The organism is Streptomyces sp. 147326 (genome assembly GCF_045000215.1).
Lineage (GTDB): Bacteria > Actinomycetota > Actinomycetes > Streptomycetales > Streptomycetaceae > Streptomyces.
The window spans coordinates 8,334,399-8,360,199 of record NZ_CP134201.1; the positions used below are offsets into that span (position 1 = coordinate 8,334,399).

Genomic DNA, 25,801 nt, shown 5'->3' on the forward strand with positions numbered 1-25,801 from the left:
AAAGATCAGTTACGGGACAGCCCTTGGGGGGCGGCGAGTTGTTCCTCGCAGGCGGGGGTGCCGCGGATCGCCGTCAGGGAGAGGAACGGAGCGCTGCCCGGAGGCCGGCCGAGGCGTTCGCCGGACTCGATGCCGGGCCGGGCGATGCGCGCGACGAGTCCGCGCTCGCGCAGCCGGGCCAGGTGTTCGGCGGAGAAGTACGCCTTGTCCGCGCGGAGTTTGACGGGTCGGCGCCGCCGTGGTCCCCGGCGGAACCGGACGGCGGGTATGCCGCGGATGAGCGGCTTCAGGGCGAGGCTGTCGTGCATGTTCGCGCCGGACACGGCGACGGCGAGCGGGATGCCCTGGGCATCGGACAGCACCTGCAGCTTGCTGCCCTTCTTGCCGCGATCGACCGGGTTCGGCCCGGTCAGCGATCCCCCTTTTGGCGTGAACGGAGGCCGCGTCGACGATCGCCGAGGTCCAGTCCACCTCGCCCCGGGTCCCGAGTTCGTCCAGCACCGCCCGGTGCAGCCGACGCCACAGGCCGGCCTCGGTCCATACCGTGAAGCGGCGATGCGCGGTGGCGGGCGACGTGCCGAACGTCGGCGGCAGATGCCGCCAGGCACAGCCGCTGGTATGCGCGTACACCACTGCCGTGAAGACGGCCCGCTCGTCACACGGAGCGGTTCCACCCCCTTGCGGACGAGCAGCGAACGACGACAGCAACGGGGCGACCAGCTCCCAGAGTTCATCAGGAGCCAGCCGCTACGATAGATCAGCACCCACGACCGGCATCATGCCGCACGAACATCACGTCACGTGAGACAACCTCTAAGCCTTGATGGGTGCGGCCGACCTGGCGGCCTGCTCGATCTTCGCGCAGTAGGCTGCACGGGCTTCCTCGTCGATCTGCTTCTCGTGTTCGGCGCGCAACCCGGTCCGGCCGTCGAGGCCCTCGCGCAGGATATCGGCGTGCCCGGCATGCCGGATGGACTCTCCGAGGACATGGACCATGATGGCGAACAGGTTCGTGTGCGGATAAGGCTCCGGCCACCACGGCACGTGGCCGGGGGCGTCGAGGGGAAGCTCGTTGATCGTCGCGTCCGAGTGTTCCCATGTGCGCCGGTAGAACCCGATGATCTGATCGCGGGTCTCGTCCTCGGCCGCCCACAGATCACTGCCGTTGGAGTCCTGCCACCGGGGCAGCGGTTCCGGGGAAGGGCGGTCGAAGACCTCGCCGAAGTACCTGGCCTCGACGGTGGCCACGTGTTTGACCAGGCCGAGAAGGTTGGTCCCGGTCGCTGTCAAAGGCCGGCGGGCGTCGTATTCGGACAAGCCGTCGAGTTTCCAGAGCAGCGCCTTGCGGTCCCGCCGCAGTCTCCCGTGCAGGTTGTCTCTCGCGAATTCATCGATCATGCGGCATGAGCCTGCCATGGGCTGCTCGTGGTCTCAAGATCCCGTACGTGGTCCGAAACGACTGGCAGAGCCGAGGCCCGGCCATGGCCTCCGCCCTGACCTGCTACAAGAAGCTCGCGAAACCTGCCACGCCACTCCTTGACGAACAGCCGGACGAGATCCGTTCCGGCGGCGCTCGCAGGAGTCTCACGCGCCCGTCGTACGGCGCTTAATCCGGAGGCTGCCCCGGCCCACGGACGCATAGGCTCCGCACATGCCCGGATCGGAACTTCAGCGGATCAACACCTTCCTGTCGGCCTTCGCCCGCCGCCAAGCCACGCGGTCCGTCGACCTGCCCGGCGGGTTCGCCGTGTACGACGACGCCCTCGCGCACTCCCGTGCGAACAACCAGGTCGTCATCGATGCGCCCGCCGTCGGCATCGACCCCGAGGCGGTGCCGGCCCTCGCGGAGGAGGTCCTGGGGCACCTGCCGCACCGGCTGATCTCCGTTCTGGACGACGAAGCCGGGACATCGTGTGCGGAGCCGCTGATCCGCGCCGGATACACGCACTCCACCTACCTGGTCATGCTGCACACCGGCCCGGTGCCGGTCGGCGGCGGACCCGCCGAGGAAGTGGACCTCGACGCCCTGCGTGCCCCGCTCGCCCGGCGCTGGCAGGGTTTCCTCCCGACCGTCGAGGACGAGGTCCTGCGCCACCTCGTCGACCGGCGCGAGGTTCGCCGCCGCGGGGCCGACGGCGTCCACTTCATCGGCGCCCGCACGGCTGGAGGCGAGGTCGCCTCCTGGGCCGACCTCTACCTCGACCCGGCGACCGGCACCGCCCAGATCGAGGATCTGATGACCTCGGAGGCCCACCTCAGGCACGGTTACGCCGATGCCGTCCTGAGCACCGCCCTGCGCCTGGCCGCCGACCAGGGCTGCGGTACCCGCTTCCTGACCGCCGATGCGACGGACTGGCCGCGCCACTGGTACGAGCGCCGGGGATTCTCAGTGATCGGCCACTCGCACTGCTTCGAACGCGGCTGATCGCGAGAGAGGCCGGGGTCGGAATCAGTGCCTGAGTCAAAAGGCGCGCCATGGTCCGTTCGTGGTGTGGCCGGAATGATTTACCCCTGTCTTGGATGTGGCGATCTGGAACGCGCCAATGAGTTCCGCCGCCGAGATCGATTCCCCTTTGTCGGCAGGATCGGCGTAGGTGTCAACAAGGCGTGATCGGGCCATTGACGGGTCACGTGCTTGGCGATTCCACCCGGCACCCCGAGAATCCTTTGCATGACAATTCTGCGTAGCACTACACGCGTCGCCGCTGTGGCTGCAGCGGCCGTCGGCATGTTCGTCTTCGCGTCATCGCCCGCGAGTGCGTTCTCGCAGTCGTGGGGATCAGGTTCCTATCACGCCAGCGGGGATTTCACGCCCTCCTCCGGCAGTATCCGGATCGGTGGCAGCGGCTGCGCGGGCGGCGCCGCCCGTAGCTTCTACACCCAGCTCGTCAAGACCAGCGGAAGCTCGAAGGTGTTCTCCAGCTACAGCTATGCGGCGGACGGGCAGTACCAGACCGACCCCCGCGGCATCGGGGTGAGCACCGGCACGGCCTACTACCTGCGGTGGTACGGCAAGAACAACAGCGGCGGCGACGCCTCGGCTCCCTGCGCGTCGGCGCACACCGCCTGACCAGACCAGTTGGGCAGCAGGCCGGCCCCCGAGGACAGGGGCCGGCCGTGCTGCACGGATACGGGAGGGAACGCAGTGACTCTGCGGTGGCGCCGCCTCACCGGCTTGCTCTGTCTCCTGTCGGCTCTTGCGGGTTGCACGGAGGCGGGTTCGGCGCAGTTGCCGCCTCCTGCCCCTCCCGGCCCGGGGCAGACGCATGTCGCCGTGATCGGCCAGGGCGCCATGGAGGGCACCACCTGGCGGGTGGACCTCGTCTCCGCGGACGGGAAACTCTGCACGCAGGCCACCGTCGGCGGAAAACCGGCGGGCAGCGGATGCGAACCCCCGGTTTCGAAGGAAGTGCCGGTGAACATTGCCCTGGACGGGCTGGATCCCGGTGTGCTCCTGATCTATGGAGCCGCGGATCCCAGCGTCGCTCGCCTTGAGGCACGATCCGCGTCCGGCGCATCGCAGGCCGTCGGTATCACCGGACACGGAGGAAAGGCGTTCTTCGCCTACGCGTTGAAGCCTGGGACCGCGGAAGATCTGATGGCTTTCGACTCGGGCGGGCAACAGGTGTTCTCCGCCGCCGACAAGATCCGGGAGTTCGGAACCCCGGCCGGGTGAGGTGCACCGCCGTTCCTCCGGCTGAGCGCACCTGGGGGCGCACCTGGGAGCACCTGAGGCGCACCTGGGGTTAGCCCCACCCGGGGCCGGGCGGTAGCAGGATCGTTGCGCGCAGCCGAATGCGGACAAGGTGGGACCGGCACATACAGCTGGTTTCCCAACGATTCCGTAGGAGTTGACTCGTGCGCGAGCAGCAGGCACGGCGAAGGTCTGGTTCGTCCCGGCGACAGCGGAGCGGGCGGCGCAGAGCCGTGCCGGCCACGCTCGCCGTCGCGGTTGCGGCCGTAGGCGTCATGACGATGGGTGTGCCGTCGGCGGCGTCCGCCTCCGCCAGGCCGGACACCGTCCAGCAGGGCCTGAACGCACTGGTGCACTCCGACGGCCTGCCCGCAGCGCTGGCGAGCGTCAAGGACCGTGAAGGCCGCACCCGTACCTACACGGCGGGGGTGGGTGACCTGGCCACCGGTTCGAAGGTACCCAAGGACGGTCAGGTGCGGATCGGCAGCAGCACCAAGACGTTCACCGCCGTGGTCGCGCTGCAGCTCGTCGGTGAAGGAAAGATCGACCTCGACGCCATGGTCGACACCTACCTTCCGGGGCTCGTCCGCGGGGAAGGGTTCGACGGGGCTCACATCACGGTCCGTCAGCTCCTCCAGCACACCAGCGGACTTCCCGACTACGAGGACCTCGTCGAGGAAGACATCCTTCAGCACCGGTACTTCGAACCCCGCGACCTCCTCGACCTCGCCTTCCAGCGCAAGGCCGTCTTCGCCTCCGGGAAGGACTGGGGGTACAGCAACACGAACTACGTGGTGGCGGGCCTGATCATCCAGAAGATCACCGGCCGGCCCCTTGCCGAGGAGGTGGACCGGCGTGTCATCAAGCGCATCGGGCTGCGCCACACCTCCTTCCCCGTCGCCGGTGACATGGCCCTCCGAGAAGCCCATCCCCAGGGGTACCACCGGGATTCGGCAGGCGCTCCACTGCGCGACGTCACGGAAATCGACCCCTCCGTGGGCTGGGCGGCAGGTCAGATGATCTCCACCAACTCCGACCTCAACGTGTTCTACGCCGCGCTCCTGGACGGCCGCCTCCTCCCGGACGCCCAGCTCGCCCAGATGCGTACCACCGTCCCCATCGGGGACACCGGCGCCGGCTACGGACTGGGGCTCATGAGCAGGCCGCTGTCGTGCGGCAGCGTCTACTGGGGCCACGGCGGTGACATCACGGGTTACGAGACCCGGGGCGGGGTCACCGACGACGGCCGCGCCGCCAGCATCGCGGTGACCAGCATCCCGGCGGACGGGGCTGCCACGGAGCACCTCGAGAGCCTCGTGGACACGGCCCTCTGCCGCTGAGCCTCGCCTCCCGCGCCGCCCGGGGGCCGTCTCCACAGGTCAGGGGGCGGTCACCGGGCCGGGTGGAGGGCGAGGGTCCAGGTGTGGAGGGTGTGCTTGGAGGGGTGGTCGGGATGTCGCTCGGTGAGCGAGACCGTGACCTTGTCCCCGGCGCGGTGGAGGTGGCCGTGGTAGCGCCAGGCCTCGCCGGGGTCCACGGGAAGCAGCTCGGCCAGGACGGTGTCCTCCAGTCGGCGGCCGACGGCCCGTAGCACTCCGGCGTCGAGCACCAGGATGGTGCCGTCCGTCAGCACGAGCGGCCGAGGGGCCTGCGGGTCGGTGAGCAAGGGGCCGCGTTCGATGGTGCCGCCCGGGAGCAGCCGTACCACCCGGCTGCGGGTGGGGAGGTTGCGGTCGGTCTCGACGACGCGGATGCCCGTACCGATGACGTAATGACCGTAGCTGCGCCAGGAGTCGACCAGGGTGCCGTCGCGGTCGTACTCCCAGGTGTCGAAGGCGTCGTAGCCCTCCAGCCCGAGGAGGAAACGGCCGCCGCCCAAGGCCGCGCCGCGTTCCCCGCGCAGTTCGGTGATCAGGGTGCCGTCCGTCAGGTCGAGAAGCAGGGCGGGGCCCAGGTTGCCCCAGGCGGTGTACGCGAGGGAGTCCGTGGTGACCAGGACCCGGCCGCGGGATATGTGGGCGGCGTTGGGCTTGCCGGAGCAGGGCGCGGTCCAGAGGGTGTGGCCCGAGGAGTCGATGCAGCTGATCTTCCCGGCGGTGCCGTGGACCCGGAGGTCGTCCCGCCGGGCGAGCGGCTGACCCTGTTGGTGCGCAGGCTCGTACGGTGGCGGGCCGGCCTTGCGTCGCCCCTGCTTCAGCACGGTGACGCGCCAGGCGCCGGAAGCCGCCCCTGGGGTACGGCCGTTCTCCTCGGGTCTCACCATGGACGCAGATGCTAGCCCGCGCCGTCCTCGCCGCCGAGGGCCCCGTCGCGGACCGCGCCGTACGGGCGGCGCGCCGAGTCGATCGTGGTGGATTCGGCAAGACACCGTCACCAAGCTGTGAAGCTTCTGCGGGACGCTGGTGCTCAGCACGGCCCCGGTTCGGCCCCGGCTCCGCTCCGGCTCACACCCGGGACAAGCCCCGCTCGATCCCGCTCAGCTCAGCCCCGCTCAGCCCAGCCCGGCGCACCTCGCGCTTCTCATTGGGGGGACCCAACGCCATGAGCACCGTACGCAGAGCCGCAGTCGTCCTCGCCGCCGTATCCGCACTGGCCCTGACTGCCTGTGGGCCCACCGATGACGACGCGGGCAGCGGGGGCGGCGGGCCGGCCGCGAGCCCGACGAAGTCCGCGACGTCGGCCGCGCCGTCGACGTCGGCCAAGCCGTCGACGACTCCGAAGCCGACGACTCCGAAGCCGACGACTCCGAAGCCGTCGAAGTCGTCGAAGCCGTCGACCGACCCCGACTTCGACGTCTTTCCGTGCAGCACCTTCGACGTGAAGTTCACCGCGACCCTGGCGGAGCCGACGACCAGCAGCTACCTGCTGAAGATCACCAACAAGGGCACCAAGGCGTGCAGGGTGCTCGGGCACCCGGTCGTGACCTTCGGCGGCCTGGACGGCCAGGCCACGGAGCGCGGCACGGCTCCCGGCATCGAGGACGCGATCAGGCTCGACCCGGGGGAGTCGGCGTACGCCGGGCTGATGGGCGGCGCCAACGACGGCAAGGGGAAGACCGTCGACTCGATCGAGATGACCATGAACACGGAGTCGGATCTGAAGCAGACTCCGCTCAAGGCGTCGACTCCCGGCCTGTACGTCTCGCCCGACAAGAATTCCGTGACGGCCTGGGTGGACAACGCGGAGGACGCCCTCAGCATGTAGGCCGTTTCCTTCGGATCATCGTGCTGACCAGATGGTTGATGCGGCGGGGTAGGTGGTGGCAGTCTTGCCGTGGCGTGTGGTGAGGCCGCGCCACGGCTTGAGCTTGTCGATGCACCCTTCGGCAGCATTGAGCTGTTCGCCTGGGCGCTCGTCGGCTCGAGCTGCCGTGACATCATTCCTGCTTGTGGTTGATCGCACGGATGATGTGGACTGGTCCGGACTGTTCCACGCCTTCGGGCCGGCCTCTGATACGCCGCGGCATCTGGCAGCACTCCTTGGCGATGATGCAAAGGCTCTCGTCGACGGGTACTCCCACCTCTGGTCGACAACGCTTCGCCGCGAAGGCAAGGCCTGGCCTTCGACGGCGCCCACCGCGTGGCTTGTCGCCGAACTCCTGGACGATCCGTTGTCGGGACCCGACGATCCCTCACTGCCGGACGCGATGCTCGCCTACCTGCATGCGGTCGGCGTCGCCGCCGACCTCGGCGACCGGGCTGCGGAGATCCGCGCTCGGGTCGAGAACCGTGCACCGGAGCTGCAGGCCTGGACTGCCTACTACCTGTCAGCCGATGCTGATGCCCGGGCCCGGATGTGGCGGGACGGCACGGAGCTGGGCGAGCTCGTTCTCGCCCAGGCGTCACTCGCCTGTTTCGCCCTGGTTCCCTCACTTCTGCGGCGGGTGCTGCCACATCTCGCGTCGGAACGTGGCAGCCGCAGGGCCTGTGCAGCCGCAGCCGTCGGGGCACTGGCCCGGCATCCCTCGGCCTCGTCGCAACGTCCGGCGCTGCTGAAGCAGTTGACGTCGATGGCTCGGGCCGCCGATTCCTCGCACAGCCTGGCAACGATTCTGATCGCCATCGGCCACCTCGGCGGCGACACGCGCCCCTGGCTGACCGACCCGCACGCGGGCGTTCGGGTCTGCGCAGCCGTGGCGCCCGGCCTCGGCAACGACACCGCTGCCGACTTCGGGGGCGACCTGGACGAGGCAGCATTGGAAGAACGCGAATCCATGATCCGCGCCGCACTCAAACGCGCCGCCGACCCTGCGGACCACCTGGATACCTCCGACGGCGAGCGAGCAGTGGCCGCGGCCGCCCTGGTCGTTGCCCAGCACGCCAACGGCGAACCGGCGTGTTCGAACTACGGCCCGTCAGAGCCGCTACCAAAGTTGCCCGCAGACCTTCGAACGCTCGCCGTCGACGCTCTGGACCAAGTGGTCGCCGAGCTGTCCGAACTCGCCGAGCTGTGGGCCGAAGCAGCGAACGGCCCCATGTGGCTCCAGGACATCACCCGCCTTCGCAGCGTCCTTGACCCTGAGATCCCGCCACAAGAGGAAGCCCTCTTCGACGTCTAACCGGGTCACCCACAGTCACGGGCCACAGAACTTGAGCCAGAACCCGAGAACGGGGAGGGAGAACCTCTCCTGTCCGCGCTCGTCATGGTCGGAGACCGCCAGCTGCACCCCCGCTTCCCGGCCGTCGCCGAACAGCTCGGCTGGACGAGCCCGCTCGGCACCCGGCAGCACACCGCATGGAGCTACGAAGTCCTCAAGGTCCACCAGCACTGTCGCCACCGGCACTGACGTCCTGTGTTCCCTACGTGCGCACCGCGTCCGGGGTATGCCTCAGGTGGAGGGCCCCATGCTTCGGGGCCGGTTCCGCTGGACATCACTGGCGGGGACGAGGACACCGTCATGGCCGTCATAGCCGTCATGGCCGCCATGGAGGAGCGCTGGGCCTACGAACCGCGCACACCGTCCTGACCAGCACAGACCAAGAGCTGCCGTCCGGGACAGCCTGTGCGGCCTCATGGACAACCAAACGCCGCGTAGCGCTGGCCGAGATCGGCGACTACCGGGGCCGATTCGCCAACGTCGGGCCCCTCAAGGCCTACGTAGGAAAGCCCCGGTTACCAGAAGCCAGCGGCAAGAGCTGCAAGGCCATGAGCCGGAAGGTCAAGAACCAGCGACTTGCTTGCGTCGTTGCAGGATCCACCGGTGTACGGGCGGTGTCAGGGCGGCGCCTACGATGAACCCGAGCGTGACACTCCGGCTCTCGAGCACGACAGTTCCGATAACTGCGCACAGAACCATGCCGGTCACAACTAGGCCCGTGACCTTAACGTGCGGGGATAGTTGGTTCAGCCAGCTCACAGTCGAGAAAGTCACGAGATACACGGTGGAGCCGAAAGCGGCCGACGCCAGAACGGTAAGATAATTCACGCCAAAACCTTTCAAAATCGGAAGCCGACAATGTCCCTCTCCGGCCGCCACGGTCGGCCGCACTCGTCCCCTTTCGGGATCGCTTGCCTGCCGGTCCGTTTACCTGCAATATCCGCTGCCGCTGCCGCTGTAATAGCCGCTTCCGGCCAGGGCTGCCGCCGGCGAAAGGGGCGTGAGTCCTGGGTTGACTTTTGCCGGTCTGCTTGGTTTGGGCGAGGGTGTTGCCGTCGAGTCTGTAGCCCGTGGGTACGGGGTGTGTTCGCGTTTTTTGCCCAGGGAGCGTCTATGTGGCCGCAGGCGACGACGCCTGCGCCGTTCGCGGAGGTGACGATGTCGTAGCCGCCGGTTCCATCGGCGATCAGCGTGGCGCTGTCGGGCAAGCCGAGGTTGAAGCGCTGAGTGGTGGGGGAGTTCTTAAGCTTCAAGTCATGTTCCCTGATCGGCAGAGTATCGAGTTCGGTGGGGCAGAATGAACAATAGCGATCTTCATGGGATGATCAACAGACTTGAGTACTTGCTGAGGTTCCCTTACCCGACCACCCGCCAGGCGAGCGTTAAAAGGTGGCGATTTCAAGCCGCGTGGCGTAATGAATACTGCTGCGCCCGGCCTCGGAGTCGAGGGCGAGGGCGAGGGCAACACGAACCGGGGGATCCGACACGGTGGCGTTTCAAGTCATTTCTGGAATTGTTTCAGCCACGGTGAAAGACGCGCCCATATCGCCGACTCGACTGCTTCCAGAAAGAGAACCGTGCACACTTCTCACGGTTTGGCAGGCGTAACCGGAACGCGAACCCGGCTCGGGCGTACTGCATCTACCACTCGTTTCCGGAGCGCGCGGCGCCTATGCTTCACCATCACAGAGGAGGATGGGCACGCCGCCTCCGTTTCAGGGCATGTACCCCCACAGCAAGCGCGGCAGCACAGATGCCTGCCGCCAGCCAGGAAGCCGTGCGCTTGACCTTGTCGGCCAGCGTAGGGGCGGGGTCGTGGCAGTCAGGGGCTGCGGGTTCCACCCGCAGTCGGGCCCAGACCTCTGACGGCGTCCCCTTCTCTCGCCAGACCACGGTGTAGAGACCCGGCTTCGCGTCGCACCTGATACGGACGACCGCGGAGACCCTCTTCGCTCCGTACATGACCACTGGTCGCGTGAACACCGGCGAGGTCAATGTGACGCCTCCGTCGCCGCCCATCTCCAGGCCATCGGTGGCCGTCATCTCCCCGCCGGCCCGCACCGACCGCACGTCCCATGGGCTCGCGGGCCACTCCGCATCTGCAGGCCAGCGCTCCTCCTGGGGCTCAGGCGGCAGCTCGGAGACCCGCCTCGCGCACGCCGCACGCTCCGTCTCTTCAGCCGGAGCCACCCGGACATTCCCCCAGAGTCGCGTGACCTCGGAGGGGTTCCGGTCCCCACCTGATCCGATGCGCACCTCGTAGGACCCGGGCACAGCAGTGCAGGAGATCGTCATGACCGCGGTGACGTGCGGATCGTTCATCCTCATCCGGCCATCGGCGGTGAACGCTTCAGAGAAGACCCTGTCGCCGTTGCCGACGGCGTCCTGCAGGTCCACTGAGACGCTGACCTGCTCTCCAGGCCGAACCGCCTGGTCAGCGCCACTTTGAAGCGGCAATGGCACATCCGTAAGCGGAGCGGCCTGCACGCCCTCCGCTCCGAGTGACATGAACAGCGGAATCGTCAGGGCTGCCGCGCCGATCCATGCCTGTAATCGCTTCATTTGTCGCCTGTCTGGATTCGTTGACGATCTTTCACACCACTGCCCACTCTGCCCTCTTCGTCGAACTGACGCGCTGAGGTCTTTCCAACCTGCCGTGCTGGTGGGGCAGTTGGCGTGAGAGATGTATGGAGCCCCTGGCAGACGGGTTCACGAAGAAGATCACCCGTGCCGACCAGAGGCTTCACGTGCTTGTCTACCCGTCTGGACTTGACCTGTCCAGCTCGCACCTTCGCTTCCTGACCGCCCGCATCCGTGACCGCCGCCGCGCGATCGGGAGCCGATGGCGCGGCTTGAGCGCCGGCCGACAAGCCCTGCTCACCCTCGCCCACCTGCGCAACGGGCACCCTTGTGCCCAGCTCGCGGCCGGGTTCGGCATCGGAACGACCACGGCCTACCGGTACATCACCGAAGCCGTAGACCCCCTTGCTGCCCTGGCACCCACGCTCGAACAAGCCGTCCGGGCAGCGTCGGGGAAAGCGTTCGTTCTGCTCGACGGCACACTTGTATCCATCGGCCGGATCGCCGCCGACCGGCCGTTCTACTCGGGCAAGCACAAGAAGCACGGGATTGGCCAGCAGGCCGTCAACCGGCGTCCCGGCTCCCCCCGGACACATACGCGCCGAATACAGAGGTATCGAGATCCTTGAGGGACTCCAGTACCAGAGTGGCAATCGCAAAGCAAGGATCGCAGCGATCAGCGGCCTCGGGAACGGCGACGACCGTCATCTGGGCTGACACGCCAGCGAGGACGCCGTTGAGCGAGTCCTCGATCACAATGCATTCGTCGGGTGACGCGCCGAGGGCGGCGGCTGCGCGGAGATAAACGCCCGGGTGGGGCTTGCCGTGTTCGTCGTCTTCGGCCGAAAACACGGCATCGAAAGATCGGTCAAGGCCGGTGCTCGCGAGCGCATGCCGAATCACCGACTCCGGCGAAGATGACACGACGGCCATCGCCCTCGATGCACGCGCGCACGCCGCGACGGCGTGTTCGGCGCCGGGTTTCAGCGCCACTCCCTCCAGCCTACGGCACACGGCGGTCACGATCTTCTGCTCGACGTCGTCGGGGTCGGCTTGAATGGTGGCCCGATCGAACCAGTAGGCCACCATGTCCCTTTGCCGCAGTCCGCGCGTCGCCGCCTGCATCTCCGTTGTGAGGTGCAGGCCAAGCGGACCGAACACTTCACGCTTTGCCGCGTCCCAGATCGGCTCGGAGTCGATCAAAAGGCCGTCTAGGTCGAATAGGATAATCGGTTGCATCGGTTGCTCTTTCGTTGGCGATCACGCGAGGACGAGACGATTCAGCCGCTCCCGCACGGAGCTCTTTCCAGCCTGCCGTGCTGGTCCGGCAGTTGGCGTGACAGATGAGTGAAGCCCCTGGTAGACGGGTTCACGACCAAGATCACCCGTGCCGACCAGAGGCTTTACGTGCTTGTCTACCCGTCCGGGCTGGACCTGTCCAGCTCGCACCTTCGCTTCCTGACCGCCCGCATACGCGAGCGCCGCCGCGTGATCGGGAGCCGGTGGCGCCGGCTCAGCGCCGGCCGACAAGCCCTGCTCACCCTCGCCCACCTGCGCAGCGGGCATCCTTTGCCCAGCTCGCGACCGGGTTCGGCATCGGCACGACCACGGCCTACCGGTACATCACCGAAGCCGTCGAACTCCTGGCCTCCCTGGCACCGACCTCGAGCAAGCCGTCCGCGCCGCGTCGAGGAAAGCATTCGTCCTGCTCGACGGCACGCTCCTGCCCATCGACCGGATCGCCGCCGACCGGCCCTTCTACTGCTACTCGGGAAAACACAAGAAGCACGGCATGAACGTCCAGGTTCTGACCGACCCGGCCGGACGCCTGCTGGGGGCCTCACCCGCCCTGCCGGGGGCCGTTCACGACATCCGAGCCGCACGCGAACACGGCATCCTCACCGCCCTCGCCGCAGCAGACGTCAACTGCTGGGCGGACAAGGGCTACCAGGGTGCGGGCCCGGCTGTCCGTGTGCCCTACCGAGGCCGCTGGGAGAACCTTTCCCGCGGCCAGCAGGCCGTGAACCGCTCGCAGGCCAAGATCCGAGCCCTGGTCGAACCCGCCATCGCCACCCTCAAGACCTGGCGGCTACTACGCAAGCTGCGATGCTCGACAACCCGGATCACCGGCCTCGTCCAAGCCGTCCTCACACTCCACCTCACCTGCTCAAACTGAGGTTGGAAAAGGCTCGCTAACACACTGCGATGCCAGGCGGCATCAGTGCGCTCAGGAAGCAAGTCATTGAGATCAAGGTGGATGACCGCACTCGCGCTCGGCACCAGCACCGTGCAACTCACCGCCCCCGCTGCCCTGGCGGCGTCGGATGCTCCCTCTCCGGCCGGCACGGCGCTCCCTTCACCCTCGGCCTCATCCTCGTCGTCGCCCCCCACCCAGCCCTTCAGACTTACGCCGCTCCACGCCCTCCGCCTCGCAGCTTCCCTTTCCGGCCGCACCACCGGTATCCGCTCCCCCCTCTCCCTCCGCGTCCACCCCCACCTCACCCCCTGCCTCCCCGGCCTCAACCGCGGACGAGCAGTACTGGACAGCTGAGCGGATGGCCCAGGCCAAGCCACAGCGATCTGCTCGTCATCTGGACCGACGGCGAAGTCACGCTCTACCCCAGTGACGGCAACGGCGGCTTCCGTCCCGAACGGCAGCTCCTGGCACCCAACGCAGGCTGGAAGCCGATCGCCACCATCACCGCCGGCGGCTTCGAGCTGACGTTGTGCACTGCTCGAAGATGTCGGGCATCCGTGCGGAGAGTGCACGCATCGTCGACGTGCACCGAGTGCACCGCACCGGCTGGGCTCAGCGGCGGACTTCCGGACTGCGGTGTGGGTCGGGATGGGGGCGGTGTGCGCGTTGGCCGTCCTCGCGCACCGGACGCGGCGCGGTGGCAGGCATCCTCCCGGTCGGCGTACCGATCCATCGTCTTGCGGGCCTGAGCGGCCGCCTTCGTGAAGACGTCCTGGAGGTGGCGCAGCTGCTCATCGGTGAACTCCAGGGCTTCCACGTCGGTGCGCGACTCCTTCAGGGCCCGTACAGCCGTCAGGTCGCGCCTACGTGGCCCTGCTGCTGGGGCTGGGCGGCGTTGCCCTGGGCGGGCGGGCTTGGAACCGCACCCGTTGACCGCGGCGGATCCGTGGTCTGCCGTGGTCACGCCCTGCGGGCGGTCACCGCGCGACGTACCGCGTACGCAGCGGCTACGGCGGCCAGGACAGCGGCGCCGGAGATCACCGACGAGGCCGGCAGGGCGAAGACGAGGACAAGGACGAGGGTCCAGGCGGAGGCGTTGGCGTAGTAGGCGAGCACCCGGAATGAGGAGAAGCTCATCGGCTGGTACTCCCGGCGGGTCGTCACCCCACGGTACGCGCGCCCGAGGCCGTGAAGCGGGCATGGGGAGATCCCTCCGCGCAACTCAGGTCGGGCGACGGCCTAGACATGCTCGCGCAGCAGGGCGTCCTGCCCAGTCGCAGCAGGGGCATCGGGGGCGGGCGCGGCGACGGCGACGGCGACTGAGGGCGTGGCGACCACTGCTTCAGGTGCGGTCACGGCGACGGGGGCGGCGATTGCGGCGGCGATGGCGAGGACGGCGATGACGCGCAGGGTCCACTTCAACACGGTGAGGCTCCGATCTCGGGGTGTGATGGCATGCGCTTTGATCGTCGCCACCTATCCGGTGTCCGGGCATCGTCCGAAGGTCGCGGCCGCCTCCCCCGCACGGGGGAGGCGGCCGCCGCAAGGTGCCTCCCGTCCTCGCGAACATCGACCCTGGGCAGATCGGGCTGCCTTCCAAACTCGGTGAACAACCACTGCCGCGACTCATGGACAAAGCCACCGAGGCCAACCGCTGTCCTGTGCCACCGGAGTTTGAGCGCGTGCCATCGAAGTCTGAGCAACGATGTGTCGCGCGGCCGGACGGTCCTGGGCCACCGCCGCGCGCGGTGGTGGCCCAGGATGCAGTTCGCGACCGCGTCGCGGCTAGTTGATGTTCCTCTCCACGGTTTCGACCACGAAGCCGAGGACGTCGGTGTCGGCGTATGCCGGCGCGGTGGCCGCCAGCAGGGCGCCGCTCACGGCCGCCACGGCAAGGATGCGGGAGGTGATCTTCATGGGCTGCGTGACGACCAGACCGTACGACCGTCACCCGCAGCACCGCACTTGCGGGCCTGTGCCAGCACACAGCTGCGGCGCTCAGACTTCGGTGTCACGAACTCCCGCTGAGCAGCCTTCGGTGGCACGTTCTCACACTCCGGTGACACAGGACGCCAGACTCATGGCCGATGACCGCCCGAGGACCGTGCGTGGCGCTCGAAGGAAATCAACGCATGTTTCGCTCGGGGTGTGAGACCACCGTTCCGTTTCCCCGAGGACCTGATCACGCTCCGAAGGGCGTGGCAGCGGACCTATACCGAGCTCGCGCGGGCCCCCGCCGGGGCCGGTACGACCGTGCTGCGGCGCCGGCTGATCACCCTCTTCGGGAAGCTGTGCACCCACCCCTACTGGGCGGCCTCCGCCGACTGTCAGGCCGGCAGCGTCGAGCTGCGGGCGCACCACCCGCACCCACACCTGCGCACGGCGGAAGGGGAGGCAGCAGCACGAGCGAGCAGGCCACCACCAAGCCCGGCCCGCAGGTCGTCCCCGTCACCTGGGCACCCAGCCAGACCGGCCTATGTGCCCGGTGACGTGTCAACTGCACCAGTGGCTCCGGTCCTGGAGCGGGCTGACCCCCAGACTGACCCCTGCGGCTACTGACGCTTGAGGCTACGCGTGACGCCGGCCGCGACGGTCGTGGCGAAGACCCATCCTGAGCGCGAGGCGGGCTTTGAGGACTTAATGCAGCTCAGCGCCGGTGCGGTTAACCGTATCCGGTGCAACAGCTGTGGCGCCATCGCTGAATCGGGCGATGGCGCCATCCCAACGGATGGACTTTGAGTGAGGACTCTGATGCCACCAACGGCCTCACCCGCTGTCAGGTACAGCCTTGTCAGAAACCGAAGGAGTTGTGCGGTTCGGGGTCGGCCCAGAACATCCGGGCAAGCTGTCCGATCGCGCCGTCGGTGTGCTGAGTGATGTGGCCCGCATACGCGAGGTGGAGCGCCGACATGCCACCGAAGTAAAGCGAGCTGAGCGCTGAGAGCGTGATGGTCAGGTCTGCCGTCTCGTCGGTCGGAACGCACGTCACCACGGCATCGTCTGCTCGAAGATGCCATGTCCTGTTGTTCCCCGGACACATCTGGTCGTCGTCGATGGTGAATTTCAGCTGGCCGGGAGTGAGGTACGAGCGTTGCGTCAGGGCTCGCGGGACGTCGAGCAGGCGCGCCCAGAGATTGTCCGTCTGGCGGGTGATGCGCATCGCCCGCGGGTTCGTGAGCATCCACCGCAGGGGTTCGTCGCGTGGACGGCCGGGCGCCACGACGGTCTTGGTGAGGTCGAAGTCGATGAGCAGGCCCCACAAAGCGCGGTAGGCCACAGGGTTCATCGCCTCCAGGGCTTCCACCACGAGCGTTCCCGCGCGATCCGTGGTCGGGGACCACGGCAGTCGGAAATTGGCGATGCCGTCCACCTCGCCGTGCTGGTCGCGGTGGACGAGGAAGCGCAGCGGTCCGTTTGTGCCGTCTGCTTCGTCGGACAGCCCCTCCCATTGCCCTGGGAGAGGGCTGAGTTCCCCGACGCGGTGCGCACGCACGTCTGCGTGCACCCGGGGCCAAGCCTTCTTCGCGTGCTCAGCGCCGATCAGCTCCAGCGACCCGGGATCCGGCTCTGCCGGAAGGAGGGCCGCTTCGTGACGGGCCAGCTCCCACCGGGTGCGGTAGGTCGCGGGCGAGAACCCGTACCGTCCATAGATGCTGCCCTCGCTCGCGCTGAGCATCGCCAACGGCTCGCCTCGTTCCAGGGCCGCCTCGAACATGGCCTGCATCATCTGCCGCAGGTATCCGCGCCGGCGATGCGTCGCGATCACCCCGGTACCAGTGACGCCGGCCATCCTCCCCGTTCCCCCGCCGGGGACCGTCACCTCGAAGGAGATGGTCGCCGATGCGCCGACACACCTGCCGTCGACGAACGTCGCGATCGGGTGGAAGGACTCGTCCTTGGTGTCGGCTTCCGCCCACTTTTCGAGTTGCTCAGCGCTGGCAGGCGTGCGCTGTGGAGGCCACGGCTCGGGGCCACCGTGCCACGCGGCGTCCGCAGGCTCCCAGCTCGGCAACCCGTTCGCGAACGGCAATGTCCGGTAGTACGCAGCCATCTCATCTCGTCGCGGCGGACGGATTTCAGTCACCATGACGGACATTGCATCCATCACCCTCGCAGGCGAGCAACCGATTATCTGCTCAGGGCTTGTGCGTGAGGGATAACCCTGGGCGGCCGGGGCGAGGAGAAGTCGATGAAGCGGTTAGATCATGTAGCACAAACAAACTGAGCTAGAGGGTGGCTCCGCGGTGGTTCACCGCACGGGTCAGCTCCCGGTTGGCCGCGCGAGCGGCCTCCAGCTCCGCGTCCCTCTCCTCCAGGCGCGCCGACAGCTCGGTGTTCGCCTGCTCCAGACGGGAGACATGACGCTGCAGCTGTTCGTGGGTCGGGAGGAGATCCGAGCCCCGATTCGCGCCACGCCTGCTCGCCCATCTGCTCGGAAAGTCGTCGCTCCAGGCACCTGACCTGGGTGACGAGCCGGGTGTTGCGGGCCAGTGCGTTAGCGAGGTCGGTTTGCAGTGAGGCCAGGGTGACCGGAGACCCAGCCGAGGGGTTCGGTGCGGAGGGTTGCAGTGCGGCAGCGTGGATGAGCGCGAGGAGGTCGCGGTGGCGGTAGAGGAAGGTGCGGTCGACCCCGGCCTGCCTGGCGATGCCGCTCGCGCTGATCGCGGTGCCGTTCCGGGTGGCTATGGCACGTCCTGCGTGACGCGCGCCGCCGCACTGCCCGCAGCCGCTACTCCGTCGGCGCCGCCAAAGCCGACGTCACCGAAATCCGGACCGCCATCGCCTTCCTGACCTGGCTCGACTCCCACCAGACAAGCCTCGCCGACGCTGATCAGCCCCTCTTTGGACAATGGTGACTGAACACCGCACCCGCGTCCGGCAACTGACCAGCTTCATCCGCTGGACCACGGCACGGGGCCTCAACACCGCGCTGACAGCCCCGAAACGCTCCCGCCAGTTCGCAGGCGGCTTCCTGACCGAACGCGACTACACCCACCACTTACGCCGCTGCCTGACCGACGGCAGGCTGCCACGCGAAGTGCGGATCATGGGCGCCCTCGTCCTGCTCTATGCCCTGCCGCTCAGCCGGATCTCGGAGCTCAAGACCACCCAGTTCCGGCGTACGCCGGAAGGAGCGTTCCTCACGCTGGGCCGCAACCCCGTGCTCCTCCCACCCCGCCTCGCCCTCCCGATCGAGGAACAGATGGAAGACCCTGGCACCGGATACTTCCGCCGCCAGCTCGACGACGAGATGCACTACCTGCGGCCCGGCCAGGCGCCGGGCCGCGCCCGCAACCCCCTCGGCGCCGGCGCCCTCCCGCGCTCACACGGCCTCCCCGTTCTCACCGCACGCGATAGCGCAATGATCGAAGCCGTCACCGACCTGCCGCCGATCATCGTCGCCGACCTGTTCGGCCTGCACCCCAGCACTGCCAACCGCTGGGCCAGCTACGCCAACGACAGCTGGACCCACTACCTGGCGGCTCGGGACCAAGACATGCCGGGATCCTGACTCTTAATCGGATGTCATGCAGGCAGTCACTGGGCCTCGTCGCTTCGTACATTTCCCCGGTACGTCACTGCGTCGGGGCCGATCCCCAGGGCGGTGAGAAGAATGTTGATCGCGACTTCGTCGTCCTCGGTGTCCTTGATGACGGACACGATGGTGTCCTTCAAAGGGCTGGTGTTGGAGAGCGAAGTGGATCCCTCTGATCTGGACCATCGCCACATCGACATCGGAGAGCTCTTCCCAGCCGTGCTCGATCGACAGCCTCAAACGGTGCGCCAAGGCCTCCAACGGAGGCGCGAGGCAGGCAACTTCGCGGAACAGGCCTGCGACGTACCACCACATACTCGTCTGCCACGCCGGGTTCGGGTTTGGGCACGCTGAGACGGGCGCCTCTAGCCAGTCGGCTTCCGGGCCGGGCACATCGAAGTTCAAGATCTTCCACCCCCGTGTTGACCGCAGCCTACTCGGGTCGTCCAGCCGAACCCATCGAGGCCCTGCCACAGCCACAGGCTGAGGAATAGCGCACAGTCGAAGTACTGCCTCTCCACCAGTACGGAGGCGGGGTGGAGAGGGCCGAGTACGGCACTTGGGTCACCGCCGGCGCCGCCGGCTGCCCGGGGTCGATCTCGGCCGCGTCCCCGCCCACCCACGTACCCGTACCTCGGCTCCGTCCCGGTGGGCGTGGCTGCTCGACGGCCGCGTCCATGGGCGGGCCGCCACCGTTCATGCCGAGGTCTGCCCGAGCGCCTCCGCCCACGCGCATCCGCTGGGCACGATGCAGGGCCGCCGAGGAGCTCGACGCGCTCGACGCGCTCGACGCGCTCGCGCCGTCCGGCACGACGGCGTGCACCGTGTGCGACGCCGCCGAGGCGCTGCTGCCGATCCTCGCCCACGGCCAGGACGACGTGCCCGCCCCCGGTGCCTGATCACAGGCCAGACGGTCGGGGACGCGGTGTAGTCGTGGTGTTGGTAGCCTCGTCCGTCGCCGTGCCAGTCCAGGAACAGCACCGAATCGCCGAGCGCGGCCGCGCCGGCCCGGTGGCTGATGGTCGCGATCCGGTGTGCCGGTGCGTGCCCCGCTGGAGGTGCTGTCCTCCAGCCGCGCCTCGAGCTGGGGAAAGTTTCGCTCGGCCGCCACCCCCGTCCCAGCGCACTTCGGCGTACGCGTACACGGTGTCCCCGGACCGGGCCCGCGCACGTCTTCACCGTCACCTTCCAGCTTCGCCTCCGTGCTCGCGGGCGGCGCTAGTGCTGTGACCGGGAAGGTTTGCCGGGTTGCTCGTTGTGCTGGTCGGACGTGACGACTTCGACGGGCTTGGGGAGGCGGCATGGCGATACGGCTCGGTGCGGTTCCGGCGGGCGATGGTGCTGCTTGCCTCGGCCGGTGGCAGCACTGCCCCGGTGATCGCGCGGCTGGTCCAGGCGGACGAGGACACCGTCCGCGATGTGATCCACCGCTTCAACGAGACCGGGCTCGCATGCCTGGACCCTCGCTGGGCGGGAGCGCTCGGCGCCGAACCTCAGGCGAAGCGCCAGCGGGTCTGGCTGTACGGGGCCTTGCCGAAGCCGAAGACCGTGTGCGGGGAGACCGCGAAGACCAGGGCTTCACCGGCCTCGGGGTTGACGAAGACGCCGTCGCCGACATCGAAGTGCCATTCCGCGCCGTACTTCGTCTCCCACGCCGTGGCGAGCGCGCGCAACCGCCCGGAGTCGGTCACGCGCGTCGCCTCGCCCTCGACGACCAGGTCGAGGCCCGTGTGGAGGGAGTTGCTGCCGGTGGTGAGCGCGACGTTCGGATTGCCGCGGAGGTTCTCGGCCTTGCGCTCGTGCGGGCCCGTGCAGAAGTGCAGCGCGCCGTCCGCCCAGACGCCGATCAGCGGCGTGACGTGCGGGCGGGCGTCGGGTCGTACGGTCGTCAGCCAGTACAGCTCGGCCTCGGTCAGCCGAGACACGGCCGTCGGCCAGGGGACGGCCGCCGCGTCCTTGTCGCTGTAACGCTCGTCGAACTGGGTGTGGGGCATGGGTGATGTGCTCATGGGTGGTGTGCTCACGTCGAGTTCCGGTCCGGACAGGGCCTCCAGCCTCGACCGTGGGAGCCTGGTGCGCACGGCCGACATGCCCTTGCCTTCGGACGTCACTCGATCGGTTGCGCGGCACCCCGAGGGGTAGGTTCGTCAGGTGATCAGCCTGTGAACGCACCCCACCACGTCGCCCCCGTCCGGTCCGGCGGAGCCCGCCGCGAAGGCGGCCGTCTTCCCGTACGACCCGAGGCGGTGGCCCCCTGAACCGGCCCACCCGCGGCACGCTGCACCACGTCGAGTTGTGGGTCCCGGACCTCGACCGCGCGGTCGCCTCGTTCGGCTGGCTCCTGGAGGAGCTGGGGTACGCCCTCTTCCAGCACTGGGACAACGGGCGCAGCTGGCTGCTCGGGCCGACGTACCTCGTCCTCGAACAGTCCCCGGCCCTCACCGCCGGCCGGCACGACCGCTGCCGGCCTGGGCTGAACCACCTGGCCCTCCACGTCGAAGACGACACCGAGGTCGACAGGCTGGCCCGTGAAGCGACCGGGCACGGCTGGCATCTGCTGTTCCCCGACCGGCATCCGCATGCAGGCGGTGCGCAGCACTATGCCGCGTACCTGGAGAACGGGGACGGCTTCGAGGTCGAACTCGTTGCGATCGACCACGGGCGCCCGGCCACCACCCTGACCCGCCCGTGAACGACACCGCCGAGGCCCCGGCCGTGTGGGATCCGGCCTTCGCCGACGCCGACGACCGCCTGCTCTCGTCGGACCAGTGCGTGGTCCGTGGGCAGCACTAGTTCGTCAAGGCTCTGATCGAGCTACCGGTCATCGGCAGCGACGAGGACCGACCTGCGCTCCACCCCGGCCGAGGCGGGCAGCCGTGACGGCGGACGCACGCGGGCCGTCGCAGATTCTGCCGGCGCCGGAAGGCCCGAGCCGCCGGGCCCGGACCTTCGCCGAGGTGCACGGCCTGCGCGTCCCCGCCCGGACATCCGGTCCCACCAGGACGCATGGCTCAGGCACGGCATTCCCGCTGCGGAGATCGACCGCGCCGTGGCCTTCCACGATCGCCGGGGCGCCACGCGCTGCCGCCGGCCCCCGCGTACGAGGGTGGCCCGCGCATTCCGGCTGCTGATGCTCCCGAGGGCTCGGCTGCGGACGGCTGGTCGATTCCGGCCGGCGACTGCCGCGTTTCCATGGCCTACGGATTCGTGCTCGGCCCGGAGGGCGAGTTCGGGATCCACGCCCACCCGGTGGACCCCGGCTTCGGCGGCCGCTGACTCCTGTGGGGAGCAGTCGGCATGGGCGGGATCGTGCACACCGGGCCCGGCTGTCTGCCGTCCTGATCAGGGCGTTAGCCTCGGCGGATGGTTCCTGCCCGAGCTCCGAAGGTCATCACGCGCCACCATGACGGGCGTATCCATGCCTACGTAGTGGACTCCGGCGCCTTCGGGGTGCTGGAGCCCGCCGCGGTGTTCCGGCCGCAGGACGGCGACGAGGTCGTGGCGTCGGTCGTCCGGCCCGACCTGGAGCGGGTCGTGTACACCACACTGAACGGGGTCACCTGCCTCACGCGCGCCGGCGACCTGGTGTGGGCGTCGGCCTTCGAACCGCACTCCGACGTGCCCCACGGCCACCAGCCCGGCTGTGCGCTGTCCCTGGACGGCCGGACGGTGTGGGTCTACCGGCCGGACGCGATGGCGCGGCGCGGGGGTGGGGACCAGTGGGTCGTGTACGACGCCGACACCGGGGCGGTCCTCGCCCGCCGGGAGCTGGAAACGGTCGGGCACGGCGCCATCCACCTCGTGCACCCCGTGGACGGCAGCATCTACCTGGACATCGGTGAGGGCCAGGATGGCTCCGTCATTCTCCGGGGGACGGCCGGGGCCGACGGCGAGCCGGAGTTCGTGACGTACCCGTGGTGGGACCGCTGTCTGATCGACCTGGCGCCGGGCGGGGAGCAGTTCATGACCGTCGACCACGGGCAGGGGGACGTCGCCTTCCACCGCCACCCCAGCGGGGACGTGCTCTTCACTCTCCCCGTCGAGGCCTTCGGCTACGACCCGGAGGGGACCTTCGTGGAATGGAGCGGCGGCTACCTGACCCCGGACACGGCCGTCGTCACCCTGGGCGGCGAGAGGGAGGACGAGGAGGAGTGGTTCCGCCACCACCTGGTCGACGTGAGCACGGGCACGGTCATCGGCGAGATCGCAGGTGAGGCGACCCACCCCTACGAACTGGAGCCACTGGGGGACGGATCCTGGCTGACCGGCGGCCCCCACGGCAATCCCGTCCGCTGGTCCCGCACCCCGCTGTCGTAGGCCACGCTGCGTAGGGGCGCGCAGGCTCGAACGGCCGACATCCGGATCCGGTCCCAGTGCGCTGCGTTCTCGGTGGCGGTGATCGTCTGGCGCCGCAGGTGGCGCGCGGACCCCAGGGTGACGCTCTTCTTCAGCGACCTGGCGTAGTCGGCATAGGCCGTCAGCCGCCGCTCATCCCACTGGGCCGCCTGCTCGCGACGGAAGCGGGCTTGATCGCCGCGCGTGGTCGCCACGTACGATCCGAGGGCGCCGATCACCACGCCGATCAGGGCGGGGAGTTGTTGTATGAACGCTGACATGGCCACACGGTATATCGGCGCGGCTGGTGCGAGTTGTGGGATCCTGCGGTCATGATCTTGCGTGACCGTGCAAACAGCGTCGAGCTTCGTCCGCTGCGCTATCAGTTCGCCACGGTCCGGGGTAACCGCTACGACGACAACTGGCTGGTCATCGGTGGCACGGTGACGACTGGCGGGGGCAGTTGGTCCTTCGCCGACCCCTGTCTGTTGACCCACGAGGCCCGCCAGGTTGCCGCATGGTTGCGCGGGGTGGCCGCAGGGACGGTGTCCGTGATCGACCCCAATGCGGAAGGCGATGTGTTCCCCGACCCGTGGTTCAACGAGCCGGTCCTGGCCTTCAGCCTCGCCGCCCGAAGCGAGGCCGAGGCGGTGATTCGCGTTCACCTGTCCCTGGAGGCATCACCTCCCTGGCAGCAGGGCGAGGACAAGGCGGGCATCTACCAGTACTTCGTAGAGGTCCGGGCGAACACGGAGACCCTGCTTCAGGTAGCTGACCAGTGGGACCGTGACCTCGAGCCGTTCCCCACCCGCTGATCGACGTCCGTCACACAGGCTTCGGGCGGATGAAGGGGCCGTCAGGAGTGGGGTCGGCGGGATCGTGAACCTCGGCCGGTGGTCAATTGGCGGCGCTCGGACCCGACCACTTGTCGCCGCCCTCAGGCGGCGTGCGGGGGCGCCGGTGTCATGGCCAGGCGGGCCGTCACTGCGGTCAGCCAGAGGAGGCCGAGTCCCGCGCCCGCGGTGAAGGCGAGGACGGAGGCGGCCGAGGCCATGAAGCCGGCGAGGACCGCGACCGGTACGAGGCGGGAGGCCACGGCCCAGCCGCGGTGCCCGCGGGCGGCGAGCGGGCGGGCCAGGACGACGAACCCGGCGCACAGCGCGAGGTACCCGACCATCCCGGCGGCCATGTGGGCGGCACCGTGCCCGCTGAGCACGCTCGAGTCCGGGGCTCCGACGGGAAAGCCTGCCCCGGCGTCGGACGGGAAGGCCGCGGCGGCCCAGAAGGAGACACCGAAGACGCCGATCAGGACCGGGCCCCACGTGCCACCCGCATCACCGCCCAGCACCCGTCGCAGACCGGCCGCCCCCGCGATCAACAGGGCGCCCACGAGGAGGAAGTTCACCGTCTGGACCCAGCCCGCCTCACCGAGGGCCAGCTGGCTGATCGCGTTGCGGGTGAAGTCGAACCCGTCCCGCGCGGAGCTCTGGACGATGGCAGCGCCGAGGAACAGCGGGCCCGCCGCCACGCCGCCGATCAGAGCCGGCGCCCGAAGGCGCGATGCGGGCGCGGCAGGGGTGACGTGATGGAGTGTGCTGAGTGTGTGGGGCATGACCGAGCCTTCCTCGCACCGATGTTGTCGCCGATCTGACCGACGACGACCGGCGAAGTCATCGCTCCGGATGGTGTGAGCTGGATCACTGTGGTCCCGGTCGCGTTGCGCGGATTGACCGACCGGGCCGTCGCGGTGGGCAGCGGCGCGGGTTCACGTGAAGGTGACGCGCATGCCGCCCTCGGCGAGGACTTCGCGCACCGTGGCGACCAGGTCGTACATCTCGCCGTCCGAGGCCAGGACGCCGGACAGGTGCTCGCGCGCGGTCGCGGCATCCCGCCAGAGCAGGGTGGCGGGGGCGGTGTAGCCGAAGGCGCCGCGCAGGCAGTCCACCAGGGCGTCCAGGCAGCCTCCGAAGTAGCCGCCCGGCCCGTTGACGGCCTCGCCGAGTGCCAGATAGAGCCCCGGTCCGTCAGTGATGTGCCGCCCGTCGAGCTCGTACGTGTGGCCCGCCGGCCGGTCCTCGTGCTTGAGCCGGCAGCCCCGGTCGCGGACGAGATCGAGCCAGGCATCGCGCCCGCGGGTGTCGAGGCCGGCCCAGGCGCCAGGGCCGGCCGGCGGTCCGGCGAGCCGGCGCTCCCAGATGGGCCGGGCACATCCCGGTACGGGTGCGAGATCTCCGTCGAGTTCCAGATCGATCAGATCCGTTCCGCGGGAGGACGGGCGCCACGTGCGGACTGTGGGCGCCGCAGCAGTCGGTCGGTGAGCGGCTCGCCCCGGTCGTCCCGCATCTCGAGCCGAGCCTCCCCCAGGTCCAGCGTGCGCCGGGTGCCCGTCGTCAGTGCCTGCCGAAGCCGGTCACTCGGGGCGAGCCCCCGTAGGACGAGCGGGGGCGCTGTGTGCTCGGGCGGGAGCACGCGGGTGAACTCCCGGCAGGAGCCCAGCCACCGGTACCCGTCGTGGAGTCGGACAGGAGCCCGGTGTCCCTCGGGCGGGCCCTTGTAGTCGTCCAGGCCGGTGAGAACGAGACCGTCCGCCCCCGGGTGGCGGCCGAGGACGCCGAGGCTCTCCGCGTCCTCCAGCAGCCAGGCGTCGAGGGCCCTGTCCTCCGGCACCAGCCATACCCGGCTGCCGACCCGGCCGCGCACCTCGGCTCCCTCCGGAGCCCAGCCGAAGAGTTCGTACGTCCCGCGCCGGGGTTCCCTGAACAGTCCATCGGCCTCGGAACAGACGCCCCAGACATGGCCGTTGCCCGTGTCCGTCAGTTTGTAGCGGCCCTGCCCGCGACGGTTCCCGTTCTCATTCAAGAT

General features: G+C 68.9%; 26 protein-coding genes and 6 pseudogenes. 15 read left to right on the forward strand and 17 right to left on the reverse strand.

Features of this window, described 5'->3' with window-relative positions; all coding sequences use genetic code 11:
- Window positions 1–5: 5 nt before the first annotated feature.
- The 3 genes and pseudogenes from RIU97_RS38480 to RIU97_RS38490 form a co-directional block, all read right to left on the reverse strand.
- Window positions 6–608: a transposase gene (locus RIU97_RS38480; protein ID WP_404962117.1), complete on the reverse strand. Its 603-nt coding sequence runs from the start codon at window positions 606–608 to the stop codon at window positions 6–8.
- Window positions 520–744: pseudogene (locus RIU97_RS38485) on the reverse strand (transposase); the annotation flags it as partial. The gene RIU97_RS38480 and the pseudogene RIU97_RS38485, both read right to left, overlap by 89 nt.
- Window positions 745–813: 69 nt before the next feature.
- Window positions 814–1,398: a DinB family protein gene (locus RIU97_RS38490; RefSeq protein ID WP_404962118.1), complete on the reverse strand. Its 585-nt coding sequence runs from the start codon at window positions 1,396–1,398 to the stop codon at window positions 814–816.
- A 253-nt stretch (window positions 1,399–1,651) separates the two neighbouring features.
- Between RIU97_RS38490 and RIU97_RS38495 the strand changes: the two genes are divergently transcribed.
- The 4 genes from RIU97_RS38495 to RIU97_RS38510 all read left to right on the forward strand — a co-directional run bounded on the left by RIU97_RS38495 (window position 1,652) and on the right by RIU97_RS38510 (window position 5,034).
- Entirely contained in the window at window positions 1,652–2,425 is a 774-nt protein-coding gene (locus tag RIU97_RS38495) for a GNAT family N-acetyltransferase (protein WP_404962119.1), read from the forward strand.
- Window positions 2,426–2,671: 246 nt separating this feature from the next.
- On the forward strand, window positions 2,672–3,070 hold the full coding sequence (locus tag RIU97_RS38500; RefSeq protein WP_404962120.1) for a hypothetical protein: 399 nt from the start codon (window positions 2,672–2,674) through the stop codon (window positions 3,068–3,070).
- Between the two features lie 204 nt (window positions 3,071–3,274).
- Window positions 3,275–3,676, forward strand: coding sequence for a hypothetical protein (locus tag RIU97_RS38505; RefSeq protein ID WP_404962121.1), 402 nt, complete (start codon window positions 3,275–3,277; stop codon window positions 3,674–3,676).
- 293 nt (window positions 3,677–3,969) lie between these two features.
- Window positions 3,970–5,034: a serine hydrolase domain-containing protein gene (locus RIU97_RS38510; RefSeq protein ID WP_404962122.1), complete on the forward strand. Its 1,065-nt coding sequence runs from the start codon at window positions 3,970–3,972 to the stop codon at window positions 5,032–5,034.
- A gap of 50 nt (window positions 5,035–5,084) precedes the next feature.
- On the opposite strand, the gene RIU97_RS38515 is transcribed toward RIU97_RS38510, so the two are convergent.
- Both RIU97_RS38515 and RIU97_RS38520 read right to left on the reverse strand, forming a co-directional pair.
- Window positions 5,085–5,957: a hypothetical protein gene (locus RIU97_RS38515; protein ID WP_404962123.1), complete on the reverse strand. Its 873-nt coding sequence runs from the start codon at window positions 5,955–5,957 to the stop codon at window positions 5,085–5,087.
- 181 nt (window positions 5,958–6,138) lie between these two features.
- Window positions 6,139–6,522: a hypothetical protein gene (locus RIU97_RS38520; RefSeq protein WP_404962124.1), complete on the reverse strand. Its 384-nt coding sequence runs from the start codon at window positions 6,520–6,522 to the stop codon at window positions 6,139–6,141.
- Between RIU97_RS38520 and RIU97_RS38525 the strand changes: the two genes are divergently transcribed.
- The 3 genes from RIU97_RS38525 to RIU97_RS38535 all read left to right on the forward strand — a co-directional run bounded on the left by RIU97_RS38525 (window position 6,512) and on the right by RIU97_RS38535 (window position 8,480).
- Window positions 6,512–6,898: a DUF4232 domain-containing protein gene (locus RIU97_RS38525; RefSeq protein WP_404962125.1), complete on the forward strand. Its 387-nt coding sequence runs from the start codon at window positions 6,512–6,514 to the stop codon at window positions 6,896–6,898. The genes RIU97_RS38520 and RIU97_RS38525 overlap by 11 nt on opposite strands.
- 166 nt (window positions 6,899–7,064) lie before the next feature.
- The gene (locus tag RIU97_RS38530; protein ID WP_404962126.1) at window positions 7,065–8,252 is read left to right on the forward strand and encodes a DUF4259 domain-containing protein; all 1,188 of its coding nucleotides are present in this window, start codon (window positions 7,065–7,067) and stop codon (window positions 8,250–8,252) included.
- 84 nt (window positions 8,253–8,336) lie between these two features.
- Entirely contained in the window at window positions 8,337–8,480 is a 144-nt protein-coding gene (locus RIU97_RS38535) for a hypothetical protein (protein ID WP_404962127.1), read from the forward strand.
- Between the two features lie 1,494 nt (window positions 8,481–9,974).
- Here RIU97_RS38535 and RIU97_RS38540 read toward each other — a convergent pair.
- On the reverse strand, window positions 9,975–10,688 hold the full coding sequence (locus tag RIU97_RS38540) for a hypothetical protein (RefSeq protein ID WP_404962128.1): 714 nt from the start codon (window positions 10,686–10,688) through the stop codon (window positions 9,975–9,977).
- Between the two features lie 350 nt (window positions 10,689–11,038).
- Between RIU97_RS38540 and RIU97_RS38545 the strand changes: the two are divergent.
- Window positions 11,039–11,437: pseudogene (locus RIU97_RS38545) on the forward strand (transposase family protein); the annotation flags it as partial.
- Here the strand turns inward: RIU97_RS38545 and RIU97_RS38550 are convergent.
- The gene (locus tag RIU97_RS38550) at window positions 11,436–12,110 is read right to left on the reverse strand and encodes an HAD family hydrolase (RefSeq protein ID WP_404962129.1); all 675 of its coding nucleotides are present in this window, start codon (window positions 12,108–12,110) and stop codon (window positions 11,436–11,438) included. The pseudogene RIU97_RS38545 and the gene RIU97_RS38550 sit on opposite strands and share 2 nt — an antisense overlap.
- 168 nt (window positions 12,111–12,278) lie before the next feature.
- Here RIU97_RS38550 and RIU97_RS38555 point away from each other — a divergent pair.
- A pseudogene (locus RIU97_RS38555) lies at window positions 12,279–13,047 on the forward strand (transposase family protein).
- Between the two features lie 981 nt (window positions 13,048–14,028).
- Here RIU97_RS38555 and RIU97_RS38560 read toward each other — a convergent pair.
- From RIU97_RS38560 to RIU97_RS38575, 4 genes and pseudogenes are all read right to left on the reverse strand, one after another.
- Window positions 14,029–14,205: pseudogene (locus RIU97_RS38560) on the reverse strand (amino acid permease); the annotation flags it as partial.
- Between the two features lie 102 nt (window positions 14,206–14,307).
- The gene (locus tag RIU97_RS38565) at window positions 14,308–14,493 is read right to left on the reverse strand and encodes a hypothetical protein (RefSeq protein ID WP_404962130.1); all 186 of its coding nucleotides are present in this window, start codon (window positions 14,491–14,493) and stop codon (window positions 14,308–14,310) included.
- Between the two features lie 360 nt (window positions 14,494–14,853).
- Complete coding sequence (locus RIU97_RS38570; protein ID WP_404962131.1) at window positions 14,854–14,985, reverse strand: hypothetical protein; 132 nt, start codon at window positions 14,983–14,985, stop codon at window positions 14,854–14,856.
- Between the two features lie 874 nt (window positions 14,986–15,859).
- On the reverse strand, window positions 15,860–17,155 hold the full coding sequence (locus tag RIU97_RS38575; protein ID WP_404962132.1) for a GNAT family N-acetyltransferase: 1,296 nt from the start codon (window positions 17,153–17,155) through the stop codon (window positions 15,860–15,862).
- Between the two features lie 762 nt (window positions 17,156–17,917).
- Between RIU97_RS38575 and RIU97_RS38580 the strand changes: the two genes are divergently transcribed.
- The gene (locus RIU97_RS38580; protein WP_404962133.1) at window positions 17,918–18,580 is read left to right on the forward strand and encodes a hypothetical protein; all 663 of its coding nucleotides are present in this window, start codon (window positions 17,918–17,920) and stop codon (window positions 18,578–18,580) included.
- 26 nt (window positions 18,581–18,606) lie between these two features.
- Here RIU97_RS38580 and RIU97_RS38585 read toward each other — a convergent pair whose 3' ends face one another.
- Entirely contained in the window at window positions 18,607–18,729 is a 123-nt protein-coding gene (locus RIU97_RS38585; RefSeq protein ID WP_404962134.1) for a hypothetical protein, read from the reverse strand.
- 573 nt (window positions 18,730–19,302) lie between these two features.
- Between RIU97_RS38585 and RIU97_RS38590 the strand changes: the two genes are divergently transcribed.
- A complete protein-coding gene (locus RIU97_RS38590; protein WP_404962135.1) occupies window positions 19,303–19,503 on the forward strand; it encodes a hypothetical protein in 201 nt (66 codons plus the stop codon).
- A 415-nt stretch (window positions 19,504–19,918) separates the two neighbouring features.
- Window positions 19,919–20,080: pseudogene (locus tag RIU97_RS38595) on the forward strand (helix-turn-helix domain-containing protein); the annotation flags it as partial.
- Window positions 20,081–20,097: 17 nt separating this feature from the next.
- Here RIU97_RS38595 and RIU97_RS38600 read toward each other — a convergent pair.
- A complete protein-coding gene (locus RIU97_RS38600) occupies window positions 20,098–20,613 on the reverse strand; it encodes a pyridoxamine 5'-phosphate oxidase family protein (RefSeq protein ID WP_404962136.1) in 516 nt (171 codons plus the stop codon).
- A gap of 245 nt (window positions 20,614–20,858) precedes the next feature.
- On the opposite strand from RIU97_RS38600, the gene RIU97_RS38605 reads away from it, so the two are divergent.
- The gene (locus tag RIU97_RS38605) at window positions 20,859–21,296 is read left to right on the forward strand and encodes a VOC family protein (protein ID WP_404963088.1); all 438 of its coding nucleotides are present in this window, start codon (window positions 20,859–20,861) and stop codon (window positions 21,294–21,296) included.
- A gap of 671 nt (window positions 21,297–21,967) precedes the next feature.
- On the forward strand, window positions 21,968–22,921 hold the full coding sequence (locus tag RIU97_RS38610; RefSeq protein WP_404962137.1) for a hypothetical protein: 954 nt from the start codon (window positions 21,968–21,970) through the stop codon (window positions 22,919–22,921).
- Window positions 22,922–23,034: 113 nt separating this feature from the next.
- Here RIU97_RS38610 and RIU97_RS38615 read toward each other — a convergent pair.
- A pseudogene (locus RIU97_RS38615) lies at window positions 23,035–23,220 on the reverse strand (hypothetical protein); the annotation flags it as partial.
- Between the two features lie 51 nt (window positions 23,221–23,271).
- On the opposite strand from RIU97_RS38615, the gene RIU97_RS38620 reads away from it, so the two are divergent.
- The gene (locus RIU97_RS38620; protein WP_404962138.1) at window positions 23,272–23,754 is read left to right on the forward strand and encodes a hypothetical protein; all 483 of its coding nucleotides are present in this window, start codon (window positions 23,272–23,274) and stop codon (window positions 23,752–23,754) included.
- A 122-nt stretch (window positions 23,755–23,876) separates the two neighbouring features.
- Here RIU97_RS38620 and RIU97_RS38625 read toward each other — a convergent pair whose 3' ends face one another.
- The 3 genes from RIU97_RS38625 to RIU97_RS38635 all read right to left on the reverse strand — a co-directional run bounded on the left by RIU97_RS38625 (window position 23,877) and on the right by RIU97_RS38635 (window position 25,798).
- Window positions 23,877–24,551: a DUF998 domain-containing protein gene (locus RIU97_RS38625; RefSeq protein WP_404962139.1), complete on the reverse strand. Its 675-nt coding sequence runs from the start codon at window positions 24,549–24,551 to the stop codon at window positions 23,877–23,879.
- A 153-nt stretch (window positions 24,552–24,704) separates the two neighbouring features.
- Window positions 24,705–25,193 carry a barstar family protein gene (locus RIU97_RS38630; RefSeq protein WP_404963089.1) on the reverse strand — a complete coding sequence of 163 codons (489 nt, stop codon included), beginning with the start codon at window positions 25,191–25,193 and terminating at the stop codon, window positions 24,705–24,707.
- Window positions 25,190–25,798: a hypothetical protein gene (locus RIU97_RS38635; RefSeq protein WP_404962140.1), complete on the reverse strand. Its 609-nt coding sequence runs from the start codon at window positions 25,796–25,798 to the stop codon at window positions 25,190–25,192. Before RIU97_RS38635 ends, RIU97_RS38630 begins: the two co-directional genes overlap by 4 nt.
- Between the last annotated feature and the right edge of the window lie 3 nt (window positions 25,799–25,801).